This is a genomic window from Streptomyces sp. R28 (genome assembly GCF_041052385.1).
Taxonomy (GTDB): Bacteria; Actinomycetota; Actinomycetes; order Streptomycetales; family Streptomycetaceae; genus Streptomyces.
On sequence record NZ_CP163439.1, the window covers coordinates 461,104 to 479,892 of the forward strand.

Consider the following 18,789-nt stretch of genomic DNA (forward strand, 5'->3'; position numbering starts at 1 on the left):
ACCCTCCCCCGGCTCGTCCAGTATGGCGAGCTATCGTCCGAGTTTGTACGGTGCCGGGCGCGAGCCGGGACCGAGCCGTGCCATGGCGCGCAGGATGTGTTTCGGCGGCAGTTGCCAGCGCAGACGTGCGGGAATACAGCGCAGCAGGGTGCCCGTGGCACGCAACTGACGGTTGACTGTGGCGGGTTTCGGGGCCGGTCTGCCGTACAACTCGTGGGCGTACGGCGGCAGGGCGGCGTACGCCAGTTGCGCCACGCGCCGCCACAGCACCTCGCGCGCCGGGACGAGAAGGGGGTGCGTCGGCGGGCGGAGCAGGAAGTCGTCCACCGCGCGTGCCTCGGGTCCGCATGCGAGCTCGGGCCGCACCTTCTCGAAGTACGCCGCCAGCTCCTCCTGGCTCGCCGGTACGGCGTCGGGGTCGAGGCCCACCAGGCGGGCGCTGACCCGGTGTTCGGCGATGTAACGGTCGGCCTCCGCGTCCGTGAGGCGGAACCCGGAGCGGCGCGCGACCTGCAGATACGAGTCGATCTCGGCGCAGTGCACCCACAGCAGCAGTTCGGGTTCGTCGACGCCGTACCGCTCCCCCGTGTCCGGGTCGGTGGCGCCCAGCATGCGGTGGATCTTCCGCACCCGGGCACCGGCCTTCTCGGCGGCCTCGACGGTTCCGTAGGTGATGGTGCCGACGAAGTTCGCGGTGCGCAGCAGCCGGCCCCAGGCGTCCTGCCGGAAGTCCGAGTTCTGCATGACGCCGCGCACGGCACGCGGGTGCAGGGCCTGGAGGTAGAGCGCGCGGACTCCGGCGACCCACATGACGGGGTCGCCGTGCATCTGCCAGGTCACGGAGCCTGGGCCGAACAGGCCGGGGTCACCGGCGCGTATGGCGTCCACACCCACAGTGTGCCCAGGATCGCTGGTTGGCACCCTGGAACGTTCGTGACCTGCGCTGATGCCAACCAGGTGCTGCGACGGGAAGTACGGAACAGAGAGACATTCGGCACTTTGGTACACCGCAGGTCAGGGGGTGTTTCGTGGTGGCGCCAGACACTGCACAGCTCGCTCTGTCCCTCGGGCACGGACGCGGGGTCCAGGCGCTTGACGCGGTGCACGATGAGCCGGGCCGTGACGTGAAGCGCCTTCTTCTTGCTGGTGAACGCGGTGTCTCAGGACGCCTTTTGGTCGGCGGGCTTCTCGATCCCGGTGGTCACCCGTGCCCCTCGGAAGAGCACCGGGAGCCACAGGAGACATGCCAGCAGCGGGACCGCGGCATAGGTGGCCATGCCCACACTGGAGCCCAGCCCGTCCATGAGCACGCCGAGAACGAGATAGCCGATGCCGATGAGCGCCGACTCCACGAATGCGATCATCGACAGCAGGCTCGCCCGATGGCGCGACGGCACGGCCTCGTTGAACACGTTGTCCACGATCACGGCGGTGATCTCGGGAATCCCGACCAGGACCAGGAACGCGGCGATGGTGACCCAGACAAGGCCGAGGCCGCTCAGACCGAGCGCGACGGCGAGCGTCAGGAGAGACACCGGGACGATGACCCGATACCCGATGCGCCGGTCCGCGCGGTCCGACAGCAGCGGAGTGAGCCCGCCGGCGAAGAATCCCGCCGATATGATCACGCCGACCAATGCGGTGCCCGCTCCCTGATCGGAGAGGGTCTTCTGCGTAAAAATGATGTACGGCGTCAAAGTCGCATGCATCAATCCGGACACCACGACAAGCGTCACGAGCGCCGGCGTGGCGACCCGAAGCATCGCCCGCCATGGTGTGGCGTCGCGGTGCTCCTCCTCGGCTCCGTCCTGCTCGTCCACCGCGTCCGCACCGCGGATCTCGGGCACCCGTGACATCAGCACCACCACGGCCAGGACGAGGCACGCCGCCGAAGCGACGTAGACGACTCCCCAGGAAATCCGCTGCAGTTGGCCGCCGAGGACGATGGCGGCTCCCGAGGTGAGTGTCCCGAGCATGGTGAACCGGGACTTGATCTTGACGTAGCCGGCCGTAGCACCACGCCGCACGAGCAGGTCGTACAGCAGGGCGGTGTCCGAACCGGACACACAGGCCATGCCCACGCCCTGCACCATGAACAGCGTCAGGAACACCCAGTAGTTGGAGAACGTCACCTGACCGAGCAGACATCCCGCTGTCAGCACCTGGCCGATCACGATGCTGGCACGCCTGCCGATTCGGTCGGCGATGACTCCCGTCGGCAACTCCGCAAGTCCGCTGACCAGGTAGATCAGTGTCTGAAGCAGGGCCACTTGACCGGCGGAGAAGCCTCGCTCATACAGGAAGAGGACGAATACGCCACGCTGGAACAGCGAGTTGGCGAGCACGGCGTATACGTAGAACGGGCGCGTGACGCTTCGTGCCGCATCGTCGACTGCAGCCGACCCGCTGAAGGCCTCCGTGGTGCCGGTCATGCTGCGGGCTCCCCTGGTGACTCCGGTGACATTAGTGGCTGTTGGTGCCAGTTAACCGAAGAGGGGATGACAACGGCGCTGGAAGCGCAGGAACGTTCGGTGATCGTGACGGACGAGTCGGAGCCCGACATGGTGCTCGATGGCGGCCTCGTTCGGCCCGGTCAATACAGGCAGGTCAGCTACCTCAGACACTCGGCACGCCAGACCCGCCCCCCCCCTTGCCGGTCAACGCCGTACCCTCGGCATCCCCAGACCGATCCACGAGATGATCTCCCGCTGGATCTCGTTGTTGCCGCCGCCGAAGGTGAAGATGACGGCCGAGCGGTAGCCGCGCTCCAGCTCGCCGTGCAGCACCGCGCCCGCCGAGCCCTCCTTCAGCGCCCCCGGTGCGGCGACGATCTCCATCAGCCAGGCGTACGCGTCGCGCCGCGCCTCGGAGCCGTAGACCTTGACGGCGGAGGCGTCCTGCGGGGTGAGCGTGCCCTCCTGGACGGCGCTGACCATCCGCCAGTTCAGGAGCTTGAGGGCGGCGAGCTTGGTGTGGGTCTGGGCGAGGCGGCGGCGTACCCAGGACAGGTCGATCACCCGGCGGCCGTCGGCGAGCTTGGTCTCCATGGCCCAGCGCTGGACGTCGTGCAGGGCGCGGACGGCCATGGTGCCGTGGGCGGCGAGGGTGACGCGCTCGTGGTTGAGCTGGTTGGTGATCAGGCGCCAGCCCTGGTTCTCCTCGCCGACGCGGCGGGCGAGAGGGACGCGGATGTTCTCGTAGTAGCTGGCCGTGGTGTCGTGCGAGGCGAGGGTGTGGATGAGGGTGCAGGAGTAGCCGGGGTCGGTGGTCGGGACGAGGAGCATGGTGATGCCCTTGTGGGGCGGGGCGCCTGGGTCGGTGCGGACGGCCAGCCACACCCAGTCGGCCGTGTCGCCGTTGGTCGTCCAGATCTTCTGGCCGTTGACGATGTACTCGTCGCCCTCCCGTACCGCGCGCGTCCTGAGCGAGGCCAGGTCCGTGCCCGCGTCGGGCTCGCTGTATCCGATCGCGAAGTCGATCTCGCCGGAGAGGATCTTCGGCAGGAAGTACGCCTTCTGCTCGTCCGTGCCGTACTGCATGATCGTCGGGCCGACGGTGTTCAGGGCCATCAGGGGCAGTGGTACGCCCGCCTGGGCCGCCTCGTCGAAGAAGATGAACTGTTCCATCGCGGTCAGGCCGCGCCCGCCGTACTCCTTGGGCCAGCCCACGCCGAGCCAGCCGTCCGTGCCGAGCCGTCGGACGGTCCTGCGGTAGTAGCGCTTCTGGGCCGCCGGGTCGGTGAAGCGGGTCTGTGCGAGGTCCGGCACCAGTTCGGCGAAGTAGTCGCGCAGTTCGCTGCGCAGCCGCTGCTGCTCGGGCGTGTATTCGAGATCCACGGCGCCTCCAGGCTCCCAAGGCCGGTCCTGACGGCGCACACCGTAGAACGTGTTCCAGAAATTGGGAATGGCGAGGAGCGGCCTGATCCGGTGCCGGAGCTGCCGCGGAACCGGCGCGCGCAGGGCGGGGCCCCGCTCAGTGGAGCGTGGCCATGAAGTCCATGCAGGCCTGTGCGCACTCCCGGCACGCCTTCGCGGTGTCCTCGGCGCCGGGGTAGCGGTCGAAGAGGTGCGCGCACTCCAGGCACACCGTCCGGGTCCACTCCAGCTGGACGCGGAGGGCGGCCTCGGCGCCCTCGTCCGCGCACTCCTCGGAGAGCACACGGCAGGTCGCGTCGCACACCTCGGCGCACAGGATGCCCTTGCGGCGCAGAAGGTCCTGATCCTCGCCCCCGTCCGGATCCACCAGGCTGGCGCGCAGGGCACAGGCCCGAGCGCACTCGGTGCAGGCCTGCGCGGCCGCGAAACGGTCCTCCAGGAACTGGACGAGCTGCTGCTGGGACGTTGTCTGTGTCACCCCGGTCGGGTAGCCGGAGCTGGTGCGCCCAAACCCGGTGCTCGCCAGGGTTCCGGCCGGGTCCGAGGGCGGCGCGGTCGAGCCGGCACGCCACTGAGCACGTCAGGTGCTCGGGTTCACGCGGGGTGCCAGGGGTACTCGCGGCCCCATGGACATCGCATGGACGGACATCGCAGCGGAAGGTGCGTTCGGCATCGGGCTGGTCGTCGCCGGTCTGGTCGTCGTGGCGCTGCTCATCGGTGCCTTCGTGCTGGGCGCCCGGATCAGGCGCCGGGAACCGCCTCCGCCACGCCCCGAGGAGCAGCCCCGGCTGCCCGAGGAGGGCCCGGTCCACGAGGTCCGGGAGCACCGGGAGCCCGACGAGGTGCCCGTCAGCGAGCACCGGCTGACCCCGCACGAGCTGCCCGCTCACGGCAACGTGCCCTCCCGCACCAGCCCCTCGCAGAAACGGCGCCGCTGGTCCGAAGGCGGCAGCGGGTCGTTCGGCAGCGGGGGTCCGGGCATTACCTGACGGCTGACCAGCGGGGCAAACCAAAGAGTGATCGTAGGTGACTGTCCGTTTCCGGGCGCGGGCGCGAGGGCACTCGTGATCCGTGCCGTGGAGGAGGAGCAGGGCCCGTGCCGACGCGCGGGCCCGTCATGCCGGTCAGCGCACCGCCGAGTACGTCGACGCACGACTGCCGCTCTTCGAGGGCGGCGGTCTGCTGCGCAAGGCCTTTCCCGACCACTGGTCCTTCCTGCTGGGTGAGCTCGCCCTCTACAGCTTCGTCGTCCTGTTGCTGACCGGCGTCTGGCTGACGCTGTTCTTCCAGCCGTCGATGACGGAGGTCGTCTACCACGGCTCGTACGTGCCGCTCGCCGGGAGTCGCATGTCGTCCGCGTACGCGTCGACGCTGGACATCAGCTTCGACGTGCGCGGCGGTCTACTGCTGCGTCAGCTGCACCACTGGGCGGCTCTGGTGTTCCTCGCCGCGATCGGGCTGCATCTGCTGCGGATCTTCTTCACGGGCGCGTTCCGCCGGCCCCGCGAGGTCAACTGGCTGATCGGCGTGACCCTGTTCATGCTGGCGCTGGCCGAGGGCTTCGCCGGCTACTCGCTGCCGGACGACCTGCTGTCGGGGACGGGCCTGCGGATCGCGCAGGGCATCATGCTGTCGATCCCGGTGGTGGGGACGTATGTGAGCATGTTCGCGTTCGGCGGCGAGTTCCCGGGCGAGGAGCTGATCCCGCGGCTGTACGGGCTGCACATCCTGCTGCTCCCCGGACTGCTGCTCGCGCTCGTCTCGGTGCACCTGATCCTGGTCTTCTACCTCAAGCACACACACTGGGCGGGCCGCGGCCGCACCAACCGCAACGCGGTCGGCAAGCCCATGTTCCCGCAGTTCACAGCAACTTCTGGCGGCCTGTCCCTCATCGTCTTCGGGGTGCTGACCATGCTCTCGGGGGTCGCTCAGGTCAACCCGATCTGGGTGTACGGCCCCTATCGCGCGGACATCGTGTCGACGGGTTCGCAGCCGGACTGGTACGTCGGCTTCCTGGAGGGCTCGCTGCGGCTGGTGCCGCCCTGGGAGACGGTGGTGGCCGGGCACACGGTGATGTGGAACGTGCTGTTGCCCGCGGTCGTGCTGCCGGGGGTCCTGTTCGCCGTGCTGTACGCGTACCCGTTCGTCGAGCGGCGGGTGACCGGTGACCGCGAGGAGCACCATCTGTGCGACCGGCCCCGCGACAAGCCCGTGCGCACGGCTCTCGGCGTCGCGGCGATCAGTTGCTACGCCGTCCTGCTGGCGGCCGGCGGCAACGACATCATCGCGCACGCCTTCAGGATCTCCGTGAACGCGCTGACCTGGGTTTTCCGGATCGCCTTCGTGCTGCTGCCGCCGCTCACGTTCATGGTGACCCGGCGCGTGTGTGTGGCGCTGCAGGAGGCGGACCGGGAGCGGCTGGCGGAGGGCGAGGAGACCGGCGAGGTGCGGCAGACCATCGCGGGCGGCTACGAGGAGAGCCACGAGCCGCTCGACGAGGAGCGGCGGTATGTGCTGAGGAGCTATGGCTACCGCACCGAGGAGGAGCGGCCCTCGTCGGCGGACGAGCTGGAACGCTGAGCGCCCCGGCCCACGTACTGGAACACCATGCCGAACACCCCGTGCCCGAGGACGCCGATGCCCAGCAGGAACAGCCACAGGCCGTAGACGACGCCGAGCGCCGCCAGGACGGAGCCCAGTGCGGTTGTGATGGGCCAGGGGCTGTGGGGCGCGAAGAAGTGGAGCGGGCCCGCGGTGTCGGCGACTTCGGCGTCCGGGCGGTCCTGTGCCCGCAGGCCCCGTCTGCGGTACTGCATGTGCAGGAAGAACGCGACGAGGGCGGCCATCAGGAAGGCGATGGTCAGGACGGCGGTACCGGTGGGTTCCTTGGAACGCCAGCCGTAGCCGGCCGCGGTGACGAGGAAGAACCCCGCCACGCCGATGAACAGACGGGCCTCGGTCTTCACTGCTGCTGCCTTTGGTCGAGGCGGGCGAGGTCGGGGTGGTGCAGGTCGAACGCCGGGGACTCGGAGCGGATCCGGGGCAGTGCCGTGAAGTTGTGGCGCGGGGGCGGGCAGGACGTGGCCCATTCGAGGGAGCGGCCGTATCCCCAGGGGTCGTTCCGGGCCACCCGCATGCCGTAGTGGGCGGTGCGCCAGACGTTGTAGAGGAACGGCAGCGTGGACAGCCCGAGGAGGAACGCGCCGATCGAGCTGATCGTGTTGAGCAGCGTGAAGCCGTCCGCGGTCAGGTAGTCGGCGTAGCGGCGGGGCATGCCCTGTTCACCCAGCCAGTGCTGGACCAGGAACGTGGTCTGGAAGCCGACGAAGAGGCTCCAGAAGTGGATCTGGCCGAGGCGTTCGTCGAGCGTCTTGCCGGTGAACTTCGGCCACCAGAAGTAGAAGCCCCCGAACATCGCGAAGACGACCGTGCCGAACAGCACGTAGTGCAGATGGGCGACGATGAAGTACGAGTCGGTGAGGTGGAAGTCGAGCGGCGGGGAGGCGATGATGACGCCGCTCATGCCGCCGAGCAGGAACGTCACGAGGAAGCCGCAGGCCCACAGCATGGGTGTCTCGAAGGACAGGGAGCCGCCTCGCATCGTGCCGATCCAGTTGAAGAACTTCACCCCGGTCGGCACCGCGATGAGGAAGGACATCAGGGAGAAGAACGGCAGCAGTACGGCACCGGTGGCGAACATGTGGTGGGCCCACACCACCGCGGACAACATGGTGATGGCGATGGTGGCGCCGATGAGGCCGACGTAGCCGAAGAGCGGCTTGCGGCTGAACACCGGGATGATCTCGGAGATGATCCCGAAGAACGGCAGCGCGACGATGTACACCTCGGGGTGGCCGAAGAACCAGAACAGGTGCTGCCACAGCAGCGCGCCGCCGTTTGCCGCGTCGTAGATGTGCGCCCCGAACTTGCGGTCCGCCTCCAGGGCGAACAGGGCGGCCGTGAGGACGGGGAACGCGGGCAGGATCAGGATCGAGGTGAACAGCACGTTCCAGGTGAACAGCGGCATCCGGAACATGGTCATGCCGGGGGCGCGCAGGCACAGGATCGTGGTGATGAAGTTGACCGCGCCGAGTGTGGTGGACACACCGGTCACGACCAGGCCCATGGTCCACAGGTCACCGCCCGAGCCGGGGGTGCGCACCGCGCTGTTGAGGGGTGCGTAGGCGAACCAGCCGAAGCTCGCCGCTCCCCCCGGCACGACGAAGCCCGCGACGACCATCAGGCCGCCGCCCAGGTACAGCCAGTACGACAGCGCGTTCAGCCGCGGGAACGCCACGTCCGGGGAGCCGATCTGCAGCGGCATGATCGCGTTGGCGAACCCGGCGAACAGCGGGGTCGCGAAGAGCAGCATCATGACCGTGCCGTGCACCGTGAACAGCTGGTTGTACTGGTCGTTGCTGAACAACTGGAGCCCGGGGCGGGCGAGTTCGGCCCGCATCAGCAGCGCGAGGACGCCGCCGAGGAGGAAGAAGCCGAAGCCGGTCGTCATGTAGAGGTTGCCGATCACCTTGTGGTCGGTCGTCGTCGCCCACCGCAGCAACGCCCGGCCGAGTCTCCCGCGTCGCCGGGGCGGCGTACCGCGCGCCGGCTCGGTCCTGCTGTCCACCGCCATGCGCCGCTGGGTACCCGGGCAGCGATGGCATCAGTCCTGCGTGCCGGGGCATTCACCCGTGCGCCTCACCCAGCGCCGCCGGCCCCGTCGGCGAACCTCCGCGCCAGGTCGCGGGTCCGCGTACGGGGTGCGCGGCTCCTCATCGGTCAGTACGGTGCTGTTCTGGTGTTCGGGCGGGCAGGCGGCGGGAGGCGGCATGGCCGGCGACAAGGCGGAGAAGCTGCCGCGCAAGGTGTACGAGAAGGAACTGCTGCGCCTGCAGATGGAGTTGGTGCAGCTGCAGGAGTGGGTGCGTGCGGAGGGCGCCCGGCTGGTCGTCGTCTTCGAGGGGCGGGACGCGGCGGGCAAGGGCGGCACCATCAAGCGGGTCACGGAGCATCTCAACCCACGGTTGGCGCGGATCGCGGCCCTGCCCAAGCCGACCGAGCGCGAGCGCACGCAGTGGTACTTCCAGCGGTACATCGGGCATCTGCCGGCCGCCGGGGAGATCGTGCTGTTCGACCGCAGCTGGTACAACCGGGCCGGTGTCGAGCACGTCATGGGCTTCTGCAGCAAGGAGGAGTACCAGCTCTTCCTGCGCCAGTGCCCCCTCTTCGAGCGGATGCTCGTGGAGGACGGGATCCTGCTGCGCAAGTACTGGTTCTCGGTGAGCGACGAGGAGCAGCAGGACCGCTTCCGGAGCCGCCTGGAGGATCCGCTGCGGCGCTGGAAGCTGTCGCCGATGGATCTGGAGTCGATCACCCGCTGGGAGGACTACTCCCGGGCCAAGGACGAGATGATGGTGCACACCGACATCACCGAGGCCCCCTGGTACGTGGTCGAGAGCGACGACAAGCGCCGGGCCCGGCTGAACATGATCGCCCACCTGCTGGACTCCGTGCCGTACCAGGACGTGTCCCCGCCGGTCCCGGACCTGCCCGAACGGCCGGCGTCGACCGGCTACCAACGGCCCCCGCGCGATCTGCAGAACTACGTCCCGGACCACGCGGCGCACCTCTGAGCCCGCGCACCCGCGCCGCTGTCCCCCGTCACCCCTCACCGGACCGCACGACGGCGACCGGGCAGTGCCCGTGGTGAAGCATGGCCTGGCTGACCGAACCCAGCAGCAGCCCGGCGAACCCGCCCCGTCCGCGTGCCCCGACCACCACGACCCCGGCCTCGGCGCTGGCCTCGATGACGGTGTGGCGGATCCGGCCGCGCACCAGCCTGCGCTCCACGGCGACGTCGGGGTACGTGTCGCGCAGCCCGCCCAGCGCCTCGGCGAGCACGCGCTCCTCCTCGTCGCGCAGCCGGTCCTCGTCGTACGTCACGAAGGGCGGGTCGGCGGGAGCCTCGTAGGCGCGTTCGGTCCGGGTGCTCCAGGCGTGCAGCGCCACCAGGTCCGTGCCGTGCAGGGAGGCCAGGGCGAAGGCGAACTCGACGGCTCCGCGGGCCGCGGGCGAGCCGTCGACGGCGAGGAGGACGGGCCCCTGCGGGTTCGGCCTGCCGCGCATCACCAGTACCGGGCAGGCGGCATGGGCGGCCAGATGTCCTGCGGTGGAGCCGAGCAGGAGGGCGCCGAACCGGCTGTGGCCCCGGCCCCCGACCACGGCCAGGGTCGCGGTGCGCGACTCGATCTCCAGCACCGTCACCGGGTCGCCGACGGCGACTTCGCGCTCGATCCCGACGCCGGGCGCCGTCTCGTGAGCGCGCCGCTCGGCCTCGGTGAGCGTGCCGTCGATCAGCTCGCGCAGCCCGGCGCCGCTCGGCTGCCACGGCCGCCCGCCGGCCGGTATGTGCGCGGCCGGCCAGCCGAAGGCATGCACCAGCCGGAGCCCCACGCCCCGCAGTCCGGCCTCGCGCGCCGCGGCCTCCACCGCCGCCATGCTCGACGGCGAGCCGTCCACCCCTACGACAACCGGGCCGTTCATCGCGCTCCCCTTTCCGTGCGGGAACCGCGGGCTTTCGCGCAGGATCCGCTGTCTCCCAGCCTCTCCCCGTCGGCCGCGTCCCGCACGGGGCCGGGTCAGTCCGGAAGGACGAGCCGTCCCGTCTCCCCCGGCTGCAGGGACACCTCGCGGCCCGGCAGCCGTACCTCGATCGGCGAGATGTCGTGGGACGGGACCGCGATCTCCAGCAGTCCGCGTTCCAGGCGCAGGCGTACGCCCCAGTTGCCCTGGTAGCGCAGGGCGAAGCCGTACGAGGACAGCTCGGGCAGCGGCACGGGGTCGAGCCACAGTGCCCCGCTCCGGGTCTCCAGGCCGGTCAGCCCGCGCTGGACGAGGTCGAGGGTGCCGGCCATCGCGCCGAGGTGGATGCCCTCGCCTGTGGTGCCGCCCTGGACGTCGGCGATGTCGCCCTGGAGGGCCTCCTGACAGAACTTCCAGGCCTCGGTGCGCCGGCACCGGGCCAGCACCCAGCCGTGGACCAGGCCGCTGAGGGTGGAGCCGTGGCTGGTGCGGTGCATGTAGTAGTCGACGGTGCGCCGCCAGGTGTCCTCGTCCAGCCGCACCCCCAGCCGGTGGAACAGGCCCCCCAGTTCGGCGGGTGCGAAGAGGTAGCCGAGCATCAGCACGTCGGCCTGTTTGGAGGCCTTGTAGCGGTTGACGGTGTCGCCCTCCGCCTCCAGGATCCGGTCCAGCCGCCGGATGTCGCCATACTGGCCGCGGTAGCCGTTCCAGTCGAGTTCGGCGAGGTCGGCGTAGCCCGCAAACTGGCTGATGACGTCGTCGTGGAAGGGGACGTGGAGGGTGCGCGAGACGTCCTCCCATCGGTCGAGTTCGCCGGCGTCCAGGCCGGTGCGTTCGACGAGTTCGCGACGGCGCGGCTCGGGCAGGCCGGCCAGCAGTTCCATGGTGCGGGTGAGCACCCAGGCGGCCGTGACGTTGGTGTACGCGTTGTCGTCGAGGCCGGGCACCGGGGCACCCGGGTAGAACTCGTGGTACTCGTCGGGGCCGACGACGCCCTTGATGCGGTGGCGGCCCAGGCTGTCGTCGTAGACCGCCTTGTCCGCCCAGAAGCGGGCGATCTGCAACAGCATCTCGGCGCCCTTGGTGTGCAGGAACTCCATGTCGCCGCTCGCCTCGCAGTACTGCCACACGTTGTACGCGATCGCCGAGCCGACGTGGTGCTGGAGCCGCGAGTGGTCGGGCAGCCAGCGTCCCGAGCGCGGGTTGAGATGCAGCTGCTGGGTCTCCTCGCGTCCGTCGCTGCCGCTCTGCCAGGGGTACATCGCACCGCGGCGGCCCGCTCCCCTGGCGTTGGTGCAGGCCTGTTCGAGGCGTCGGTGGCGGTGGCGGAGCAGGGCGCGGGACACCTCGGGGAAGTGCAGGTTGAGGAAGGGCAGGACGAACAGCTCGTCCCAGAAGACATGGCCGCGGTAGGCCTCGCCGTGCAGTCCCCGGGCGGGCACGCCGACGTCGAGGTCGGCGGTGTGCGGGGAGAGGGTCTGCAGGACGTGGAAGAGGTGCAGTCGCAGGATGCGGCCCGACTCGCCGGGGACGTCGAGTTCGGCGCGGCGCCAGAGCTGGCCCCAGGCGGTGCGGTGCGACGCGACCAGTGCGTCGAAGCCGGGGGCCCGGCCCACCCGGTCGACGGCGGCGTGCAGCGGGTCGCTGATGGCCGGGTCGTGGGAGGTGTGCAGGGCGACGGTCTTGTCGACGGTGACGGTGTGGCCGGGGACCATGTCGAGCGTCAACCGCTGGATGGCGTACGGCCGTTCGTGACGGATCGTGACGGGCGCGTCGGTGGTCAGCCGGGCCGCGATGCCGATCCCGATGTAGGAGGTGCGGGTGCGGCAGCTCAGCCAGACCGTGTCCGGGGCGGCGGTGCCGGTGTGGACGCGGGTCAGATGGCGGCCGTCGAGGTCCCGGTAGCGCGCGACGCCGGAGTTGGTGACCGAGCCGTCCAGGGCCGCCTCCACCTCGAGCGGACCGGTGAATCCCTCGGCCGTGAACTCGGTGCGCAGGGCGGCCAGATGGGGGTCGGCCATATGCACCATCCGCTGCTGACGCACTGTCAACGCCCGGTCGCCGCCGAGTCCGTACCGGGTCCGGCGCTCCAGCATCCCCGAGGACAGGTGCAGCAGCTGCCGGTGGTCGAGCACGGGCGCGGTGTCGGGGACGATCCAGTGCCCGCCGGGGAGCCGGAAGCGCAGGGGCAGCCAGTTCGGGACGTTGACCATGTCCTCGTTCTCCACACGGCGGCCCGCGACATCGGAAGTGAGCCGGTTGTAGATGCCGGCCACATACGTCCCCGGGTAGTGGACCTCGTCGGCGGCGCACTCGGGAAGCACGCCCCGCGTGGCGAAGTAGCCGTTGCCGAGCGTGCACAGCGACTCCCGAAGGCGTTCGTCGGCGGGCTTGTAGCCCTCGTACTCCCAGCTCCAGCCCGCTGCCTCGGCCTGAGAGCTCCGGTCGTCCGTCACTGCGGCGCTCCTCCCGCACAGAGTTCTCCGAGGTCCCGTACGACGATGTCGGCGCCGTGCCGCAGCAGCCGCGCCCCGGTGTCCGCACCGGCCGCCCGGTCCACGCCGACCACCAGGGCGAATCCACCGCGCCGGCCCGCTTCCACCCCGGCCAGGGCGTCCTCGACGACGGCGGCCCGGCCGGCGGAGACGCCGAGCCGGCGGACCGCCTCCAGGAACAGGTCGGGCTCCGGCTTGCCCGCGAGGCCCAGCCGGGCCGCCTCGCCGCCGTCCACCAGGACGTCGAACAGGCCGAGCACCCCTGCCCGGCTCAGCAACTCGCCGGCGTGCCGGGAGGCGGAGGCCGCGGCGCGGGGCACTCCTGCCGCACGCAGGGCCTTCACCAGCCGTACGGTCCCCGGGTAGGCCTCGACGCCGTGCTCGCGCAGCCGCTCCGTGAAGAGGCGCTCCTTGTCCGCGGCGACCGCCCGCACCGTCTCGGCGGACGCCTCGATGCCGCGTGCGGTCAGGAAGGCCTCGGCTCCGTCGAGGCGGGACTTGCCGTCGACGTGGCGCAGATAGTCGTCCTGCTCGTCGAAGGGACGACGCCGGCCGGGGTCCTCGGGCGGGTGGGCGATCAGGAAGCCGTCGAAGGCCACCTTCCAGGCGGCGGCATGCACCTTGACCGAGTCGGTGATCACTCCGTCGGTGTCGAAGACGACGGCGCGTACGTCGTGCAGGACCGGGGCGAGCGTGTCGAGGGGCCTGTCGGGGGTACGGCGGAACGCGAACCGCACGGCCTGCTCACCTCCACTCGACGGTCCTCCCGCGACCGGCGGGATCCGCTCATGGGTACCCGCCCGCCCGTCTTGTCACCCACGGCCCCCGGCTCCTCGGGTACCCGTGAGCGGCCCTGGCGCATTCGCCGCGCGCATGGTGTGCTGGAGGTGACGGGAAGGACCCAGAACGACGCGGGGAAGCGGATGACGGCCGCGCACCGCGTAATCAGGATCCGCGAGAAGTGGATAGGGCCCTTCCCGCCCTGTGCTCTCCCCTTACGCCAAAGGGCCGTCGAGGGCGTCAGTCGCCCCGGTACAGCGCCGTGACCAGCTCGATCACCGCCTGCGCGGCGGGTGGCTGGTCGTCGCGCCACCAGGCCAGCCGTACGGCGATCGGTTCGGCGTCCCGTACCGGCCGGTAGACGATGCCGGGGCGGGGGTACTGGTGGGCGGTGGCCTCGGCGGTCACGCCGATGCGGCGGCCGGTGGAGATCATCGTGAGCCAGTCGTCGACGTCGTGCGTCTCCTCGGTCGCCGGACGCGCGTCGGGCGGCCACAGGTCGGTGGTCGTGGTGCCGGTGCGGCGGTCGACGAGGAGGGTACGGCCGCTGAGGTCGGCCAGCCGGACCGCGCGGCGCCGGGCCAGCGGATCGTCGGCGGCCACGGCGCACAGCCGCCGCTCCAGCCCGACGATCGCGGAGTCGAACCGCCGGTCGTCCACCGAACGGCGTACGACGGACAGGTCGCAGGCGCCCTCCGCGAGGCCGGCGGTGGCCGAGTTGACGCGCACGAGGTGCAGATCGGTCCCGGGGTGCTCGGCGGCCCAGCGGCGCTGGAAGGCCGGGGTGTGCCGACCGAGCGCCGCCCAGGCGTAGCCCATCCGCAGCCGGTCGTGCCCGGAGCCGGCCTCCCGGACCAGGTCGTCCACTTCGGCGAGCACCCGCCGGGCGTGCGCCAGGACGCGCAGCCCGGTCCCCGTGGGGCTCACCTCGCGGGAGGTCCGCCTCAACAGCCGTACTCCCAGGTTCCGTTCGAGCGAGGCCAGCGAGCGGGAGACCGCCGCCTGGGAGACGCCGAGGGCGATGGCCGCGTCGGTGAAACTGCCCTCGTCGACGATCGCGACGAGGCAGCGCAACTGCCTCAGCTCCACATCCATGGCTCAAGCATCCATGACTCAAGCGTATGGATGCGGACGCTGACGTATTTTGCGCAAAGATCCGACGGCCGCACGATCGGCTCATGCGCACACGTCCCGCACCCGCGCCGGCCCAGGCGGCACAGGCGGCCCCGGCAACCGAGGCATCCCCGACGGCTCCGCTCACCGAGCACACCGAGCACGCCGAGCACCCCGAGCACACCGGCGGCCGTCTCGCAGGCGTGGCCACGATGATCGGCAGCGGTCTGTCCACCCAGACCGGTGCCGCGATCGGTTCTCTCGCCTTCCCCGTCCTCGGCGCCGTCGGCGTCGTCGCCGTACGCCAGTACGTCGCCGCGCTGGTGCTGCTGGCCGTCGGCAGGCCGAGGCTGCGTTCGTTCACCTGGCGCCAGTGGTGGCCGGTGGTCCTGCTGGCCCTGGTGTTCGGCACCATGAACCTCTCGCTGTACTCCGCGATGGACCGCGTCGGCCTGGGGCTGGCGGTGACCCTGGAGTTCCTCGGCCCGCTCACCCTCGCCCTGGCCACCTCGCGCCGCCGCGGGGACGTGTGCTGCGCGGTGGTCGCCGCGGCCGGTGTCATCACCCTGATGCGCCCGCAGCCCTCGACCGACTACCTCGGGATGGCCCTGGGCCTGTTGGCCGCCGGCTGCTGGGCGTCGTACATCCTGCTCAACCGCACGGTCGGCCGACGCGTCCCCGGAGCGCAGGGCACGGCCGCCGCGGCCGGCCTGTCCGCCGTGATGTTCCTGCCGATCGGCATCACGGTCGCCGTACGGCATCCGCCGACAGCCGGCGCCCTCGCCTGCGCGGTCGCGGCCGGTGTCCTCGCCTCAGCCGTGCCCTACCTCGCGGACCTGTTCACCCTGCGGCACGTGCCGCCCCGGGTCTTCGGCCTGTTCATGAGCGTCAACCCGGTCCTCGCGGCCGTGGTCGGCTGGGTCGGCCTGGGCCAGGGGCTGGGTGGGCCGGAGTGGGCGGGCATCGGCGCCGTCGTCGCCGCCAACTCGTTGAGCATCCTGACGTCGCGGAACTGACGCACAGTCATGTGAGCCATGGCGGTCCGGCGAGTAAAGGGCTTGCAGGCTCGCCGCTTCCCGGCCTACGGTGCTGCACATGGGTTCTCTGTGACAGTCCCCGCGCGACCGCGTTGAGCTTCGCTCCGCCGCCGCGCGTTCTCATCCGTGTTTCCGCTCCTCCCGTGCTGCCGCATGTCCGGCGTGCAGCGGAGTGATCCGGCGTGCACGGATGCGTCCATCTGCCCGTACCGATCGGTTCGGCCGAGAACTGGGGACTCTTCCATGTTCACCGCACAGCTATCTCTTCAGAACGTCACCCGCCGCTACGACGACCACATCGTGCTGGACGACGTGTCCTTCAGCGTCAAGCCGGGCGAGAAGGCCGGCATCATCGGCGACAACGGGGCCGGGAAATCCACCCTGTTGCGGCTGATCGCCGGTCAGGACCGGCCCGACAACGGCGAACTGACCGTGATCGCGCCCGGCGGCGTCGGCCATCTCGCCCAGTCGCTCGCCCTTCCACCGGAGGCGAGCGTCCAGGACGCGGTGGACCTGGCCCTTGCCGACCTACGCGATCTCGAAGCGCGGATGCGCCGCGCCGAGGCCGGGCTCAAGGGCCTGGCGGGAGCGGAGCTCACCGCGGCGCTGGACGCCTACGGCCAGTTGGTCGCCCAGTACGAGGCGCGTGCCGGCTACGAGGCCGACGCCCGCGTGGACATCGCCCTGCACGGGCTCGGGCTGCCCGGCCTGGCACGGGACAGGACCCTGGGCACCCTGTCGGGCGGTGAGCGGTCTCGGCTGGCGCTGGCCGCGGTCCTGGCGTCCCAGCCGGAGCTGTTGCTGCTGGACGAGCCGACCAACGATCTGGACGACCAGGCGGTGGGCTGGCTGGAGGCCCACCTGCGGGCGCATCGCGGCACCGTGCTCGCGGTCACCCATGACCGGGTGTTCCTGGAACGGGTCACCACCACGATCCTGGAGGTCGGCGAAGGCAAGGTGACGCGGTACGGCGACGGCTACGGCGGCTACCTCGCCGCCAAGGCCGCCGAGCGGCGGCGCCGTCTGCAGGAGTACGAGGAGTGGTGCGCGGAGCTGGCCCGCAACCAGAAGTTGGCCGCCACGAACGTGGCACGCCTGGAGGCGATCCCGCGCAAGCTGCCGTTCGCCGTGTTCGGCCAAGGCGGCTTCCGCGCACGCGGCCGCGGCCACGGGGCGATGAGCCGCATCCGCAACGCGAAGGAGCGCGTCGAACGGCTCACCGACCACCCGGTCGCCCCGCCGCCCGAACCTCTGGTGTTCGCCGCCCGCATGACAACTGCCGACGGCCGGACGTCGCAGACCGCAGCGGAGCTCACCGGCATCCGTGTCGGGGACCGGCTGCACGTACCGTCACTGCGGGTCGGCGGCGAGGAGCGGCTGCTGGTCACCGGCCCCAACGGCGCGGGCAAGACGACGCTGATCCGGGTTCTGGCAGGTGAGCTGCGGCCCGATGAGGGGACGGTGCGCACGCGGGGCCGGGTCGGGCACCTGAGGCAGGAGGAGACTCCGTGGCCACCTCGCCTCACGGTCCCGCAGGCGTTCGCATACGGCCGCGGAGGCGACCTGGACGAGCACACCGACCACCTCCTGTCGCTCGGCCTGTTCAGCCCCTCCGACCTGCGCCTGAAGGTGAGCGAACTGTCCTATGGGCAACGGCGCCGGATCGAACTGGCCCGCCTGGTGAGCGAACCGGTCGACCTGCTGCTGCTCGACGAACCCACCAACCATCTCTCGCCGGCCCTGGTCGAGGAACTGGAGGGAGCTCTGGCCGGCTACCGAGGCGCGGTGGTCGTCGTCACCCACGACCGCCGGATGCGCACCCGCTTCACCGGCACGCACCTGGAACTGGACGCCGGCCAGGTCGCACAGCTGCAGGAGGCCGTAGCGAGCTGAGACCCGCAGGTCCCCGGCGCCAGGCGGGACAGCTCACTCGCGCTGTCCCGCCGGCGACGCGGTCGCTGCGGACGCTACGGCTTTCGCGCCACACCGCCGAAGTCGTCGACCTCGGCGGGAGCTTGCTCACCGGACTCGCTGGGGCGCCACCGGGAGACGGAGACCACGCCGGGCTCCAGCAGCTCCAGGCCCGCGAAGAACCGGGCGAGTTCCTCCGGGCTGCGGTTGACGCGAGGGTTGTCGCTCGCCTCGTTCCACTGCTCGATCATCTCGCGCATCTGCTGCGGGTTGAGCACCTCGGTGTCGTCGCAGAGCACGAGGTAGCTGCCGGCGGGCAGGGCGTCCACGAGGCGGCCGACGATGTCGTAGACGGTGTCGTCGGTGACGTGCGCGGTGATGCCGAGCAGGATCAGCGCGACCGGCTGGGTGAAGTCCAGTGTCTTGGCGGCCTGTTCAAGGATGGCCTCGGGTTCGCGCAGGTCGGCGTCGATGTAGTCCGTGGCCCCTTCGGGCGTGCTGGTCAGCAGTGCCTCGGCATGGGCCAGGACGACCGGGTCGTGATCGACGTAGACGATCCGGGTCTCGGGGACCAGCCTCTGGGCGACCTCGTGGGTGTTGTTCGCGGTGGGCAGGCCGGTACCCACGTCGAGGAACTGACGTATACCGGCCTCACCGACGAGGTACTCCACCGTCCTGACGAGGAACGCCCGCTGCGCCAGGGCTATGTCGAGGATGGCCGGGTTGGCGCCGGCTATCTGGTCGCCGACCTGCCGGTCGATCTCGTAGCAGTCCTTGCCGCCGAGCCAGTAGTTCCAGATCCGGGCGGAGTGCGGCACGCCGCTGTTGATGAGTGGGCGTTCAATGGGCATGGGGGCTCCCCGAGTTGAGCGGACGTCACTGCATAACCTAGACGGGGGTGGGTGGCCGTCGCCGAGCCGGAGGGCTCCAGTACGTCGTAGTGGCGGGCGCCGGCGCAGCGGGGCGGCCCGCCGAGGTACCGGGCGAGGCGTCCGG

General features: G+C 70.6%; 16 protein-coding genes. 5 read left to right on the top strand and 11 right to left on the bottom strand.

Translation table 11 applies throughout. The features are described from left to right. Positions 1-30 precede the first annotated feature (30 nt). The 4 genes from AB5J49_RS02010 to AB5J49_RS02025 form a co-directional block, all read right to left on the bottom strand. Positions 31-828, bottom strand: a complete 798-nt coding sequence (locus AB5J49_RS02010; protein ID WP_369175020.1) for an oxygenase MpaB family protein — start codon at positions 826-828, stop codon at positions 31-33. A 332-nt stretch (positions 829-1,160) separates the two neighbouring features. After that, a complete protein-coding gene (locus AB5J49_RS02015; RefSeq protein ID WP_369166723.1) occupies positions 1,161-2,432 on the bottom strand; it encodes an MFS transporter in 1,272 nt (423 codons plus the stop codon). A gap of 225 nt (positions 2,433-2,657) precedes the next feature. Continuing rightward, complete coding sequence (locus tag AB5J49_RS02020; RefSeq protein WP_369166724.1) at positions 2,658-3,836, bottom strand: acyl-CoA dehydrogenase family protein; 1,179 nt, start codon at positions 3,834-3,836, stop codon at positions 2,658-2,660. 136 nt (positions 3,837-3,972) lie between these two features. Further along, entirely contained in the window at positions 3,973-4,353 is a 381-nt protein-coding gene (locus tag AB5J49_RS02025; RefSeq protein ID WP_369166725.1) for a ferredoxin, read from the bottom strand. A gap of 148 nt (positions 4,354-4,501) precedes the next feature. Between AB5J49_RS02025 and AB5J49_RS02030 the strand changes: the two genes are divergently transcribed. Further along, positions 4,502-4,864 carry a DUF6479 family protein gene (locus AB5J49_RS02030; protein WP_369166726.1) on the top strand — a complete coding sequence of 121 codons (363 nt, stop codon included), beginning with the start codon at positions 4,502-4,504 and terminating at the stop codon, positions 4,862-4,864. An 82-nt stretch (positions 4,865-4,946) separates the two neighbouring features. Continuing rightward, entirely contained in the window at positions 4,947-6,455 is a 1,509-nt protein-coding gene (locus AB5J49_RS02035) for a cytochrome bc complex cytochrome b subunit (RefSeq protein WP_369166727.1), read from the top strand. Here AB5J49_RS02035 and AB5J49_RS02040 read toward each other — a convergent pair. Continuing rightward, complete coding sequence (locus AB5J49_RS02040; RefSeq protein WP_369166728.1) at positions 6,404-6,841, bottom strand: cytochrome c oxidase subunit 4; 438 nt, start codon at positions 6,839-6,841, stop codon at positions 6,404-6,406. The genes AB5J49_RS02035 and AB5J49_RS02040 overlap by 52 nt on opposite strands. Further along, entirely contained in the window at positions 6,838-8,508 is a 1,671-nt protein-coding gene (gene ctaD / locus AB5J49_RS02045; protein WP_369166729.1) for a cytochrome c oxidase subunit I, read from the bottom strand. The genes AB5J49_RS02040 and ctaD overlap by 4 nt, the downstream gene beginning before the upstream one ends. 196 nt (positions 8,509-8,704) lie before the next feature. Between ctaD and ppk2 the strand changes: the two genes are divergently transcribed. Beyond that, positions 8,705-9,508 carry a polyphosphate kinase 2 gene (ppk2, locus tag AB5J49_RS02050; protein ID WP_369166730.1) on the top strand — a complete coding sequence of 268 codons (804 nt, stop codon included), beginning with the start codon at positions 8,705-8,707 and terminating at the stop codon, positions 9,506-9,508. Between the two features lie 28 nt (positions 9,509-9,536). On the opposite strand, the gene AB5J49_RS02055 is transcribed toward ppk2, so the two are convergent. The 4 genes from AB5J49_RS02055 to AB5J49_RS02070 all read right to left on the bottom strand — a co-directional run bounded on the left by AB5J49_RS02055 (position 9,537) and on the right by AB5J49_RS02070 (position 14,827). Further along, on the bottom strand, positions 9,537-10,418 hold the full coding sequence (locus tag AB5J49_RS02055) for a universal stress protein (protein WP_369166731.1): 882 nt from the start codon (positions 10,416-10,418) through the stop codon (positions 9,537-9,539). A gap of 95 nt (positions 10,419-10,513) precedes the next feature. Then, positions 10,514-12,913 carry a glycoside hydrolase family 65 protein gene (locus AB5J49_RS02060; RefSeq protein WP_369166732.1) on the bottom strand — a complete coding sequence of 800 codons (2,400 nt, stop codon included), beginning with the start codon at positions 12,911-12,913 and terminating at the stop codon, positions 10,514-10,516. After that, positions 12,910-13,689 carry an HAD family hydrolase gene (locus AB5J49_RS02065; RefSeq protein ID WP_369166733.1) on the bottom strand — a complete coding sequence of 260 codons (780 nt, stop codon included), beginning with the start codon at positions 13,687-13,689 and terminating at the stop codon, positions 12,910-12,912. Before AB5J49_RS02065 ends, AB5J49_RS02060 begins: the two co-directional genes overlap by 4 nt. A gap of 283 nt (positions 13,690-13,972) precedes the next feature. Further along, positions 13,973-14,827: a LysR family transcriptional regulator gene (locus AB5J49_RS02070; protein WP_369166734.1), complete on the bottom strand. Its 855-nt coding sequence runs from the start codon at positions 14,825-14,827 to the stop codon at positions 13,973-13,975. An 83-nt stretch (positions 14,828-14,910) separates the two neighbouring features. Between AB5J49_RS02070 and AB5J49_RS02075 the strand changes: the two genes are divergently transcribed. Both AB5J49_RS02075 and AB5J49_RS02080 read left to right on the top strand, forming a co-directional pair. Then, positions 14,911-15,861, top strand: coding sequence for a DMT family transporter (locus AB5J49_RS02075; protein ID WP_369166735.1), 951 nt, complete (start codon positions 14,911-14,913; stop codon positions 15,859-15,861). 264 nt (positions 15,862-16,125) lie between these two features. Next, positions 16,126-17,775, top strand: a complete 1,650-nt coding sequence (locus tag AB5J49_RS02080) for a TlrC/CarA/OleB/SrmB family ABC-F type ribosomal protection protein (protein ID WP_369166736.1) — start codon at positions 16,126-16,128, stop codon at positions 17,773-17,775. Positions 17,776-17,849: 74 nt separating this feature from the next. On the opposite strand, the gene AB5J49_RS02085 is transcribed toward AB5J49_RS02080, so the two are convergent. Next, positions 17,850-18,644 (bottom strand): SAM-dependent methyltransferase, encoded by a 795-nt coding sequence (locus AB5J49_RS02085; protein ID WP_369166737.1) that lies wholly within the window; start codon positions 18,642-18,644, stop codon positions 17,850-17,852. Between the last annotated feature and the right edge of the window lie 145 nt (positions 18,645-18,789).

Bases quoted from the DNA above. Each gene is read 5' to 3' on its own strand.
- AB5J49_RS02010 (WP_369175020.1), bottom strand. From the start codon at position 828: ATGCACGGCGACCCCGTCATGTGGGTCGCCGGAGTCCGCGCGCTCTAC.
- AB5J49_RS02015 (WP_369166723.1), bottom strand. From the start codon at position 2,432: ATGACCGGCACCACGGAGGCCTTCAGCGGGTCGGCTGCAGTCGACGAT.
- AB5J49_RS02030 (WP_369166726.1), top strand. From the start codon at position 4,502: ATGGACATCGCATGGACGGACATCGCAGCGGAAGGTGCGTTCGGCATC.
- ctaD (WP_369166729.1), bottom strand. From the start codon at position 8,508: ATGGCGGTGGACAGCAGGACCGAGCCGGCGCGCGGTACGCCGCCCCGG.
- ppk2 (WP_369166730.1), top strand. From the start codon at position 8,705: ATGGCCGGCGACAAGGCGGAGAAGCTGCCGCGCAAGGTGTACGAGAAG.
- AB5J49_RS02055 (WP_369166731.1), bottom strand. From the start codon at position 10,418: ATGAACGGCCCGGTTGTCGTAGGGGTGGACGGCTCGCCGTCGAGCATG.
- AB5J49_RS02070 (WP_369166734.1), bottom strand. From the start codon at position 14,827: ATGGATGTGGAGCTGAGGCAGTTGCGCTGCCTCGTCGCGATCGTCGAC.
- AB5J49_RS02075 (WP_369166735.1), top strand. From the start codon at position 14,911: ATGCGCACACGTCCCGCACCCGCGCCGGCCCAGGCGGCACAGGCGGCC.
- AB5J49_RS02080 (WP_369166736.1), top strand. From the start codon at position 16,126: ATGTTCACCGCACAGCTATCTCTTCAGAACGTCACCCGCCGCTACGAC.
- AB5J49_RS02085 (WP_369166737.1), bottom strand. From the start codon at position 18,644: ATGCCCATTGAACGCCCACTCATCAACAGCGGCGTGCCGCACTCCGCC.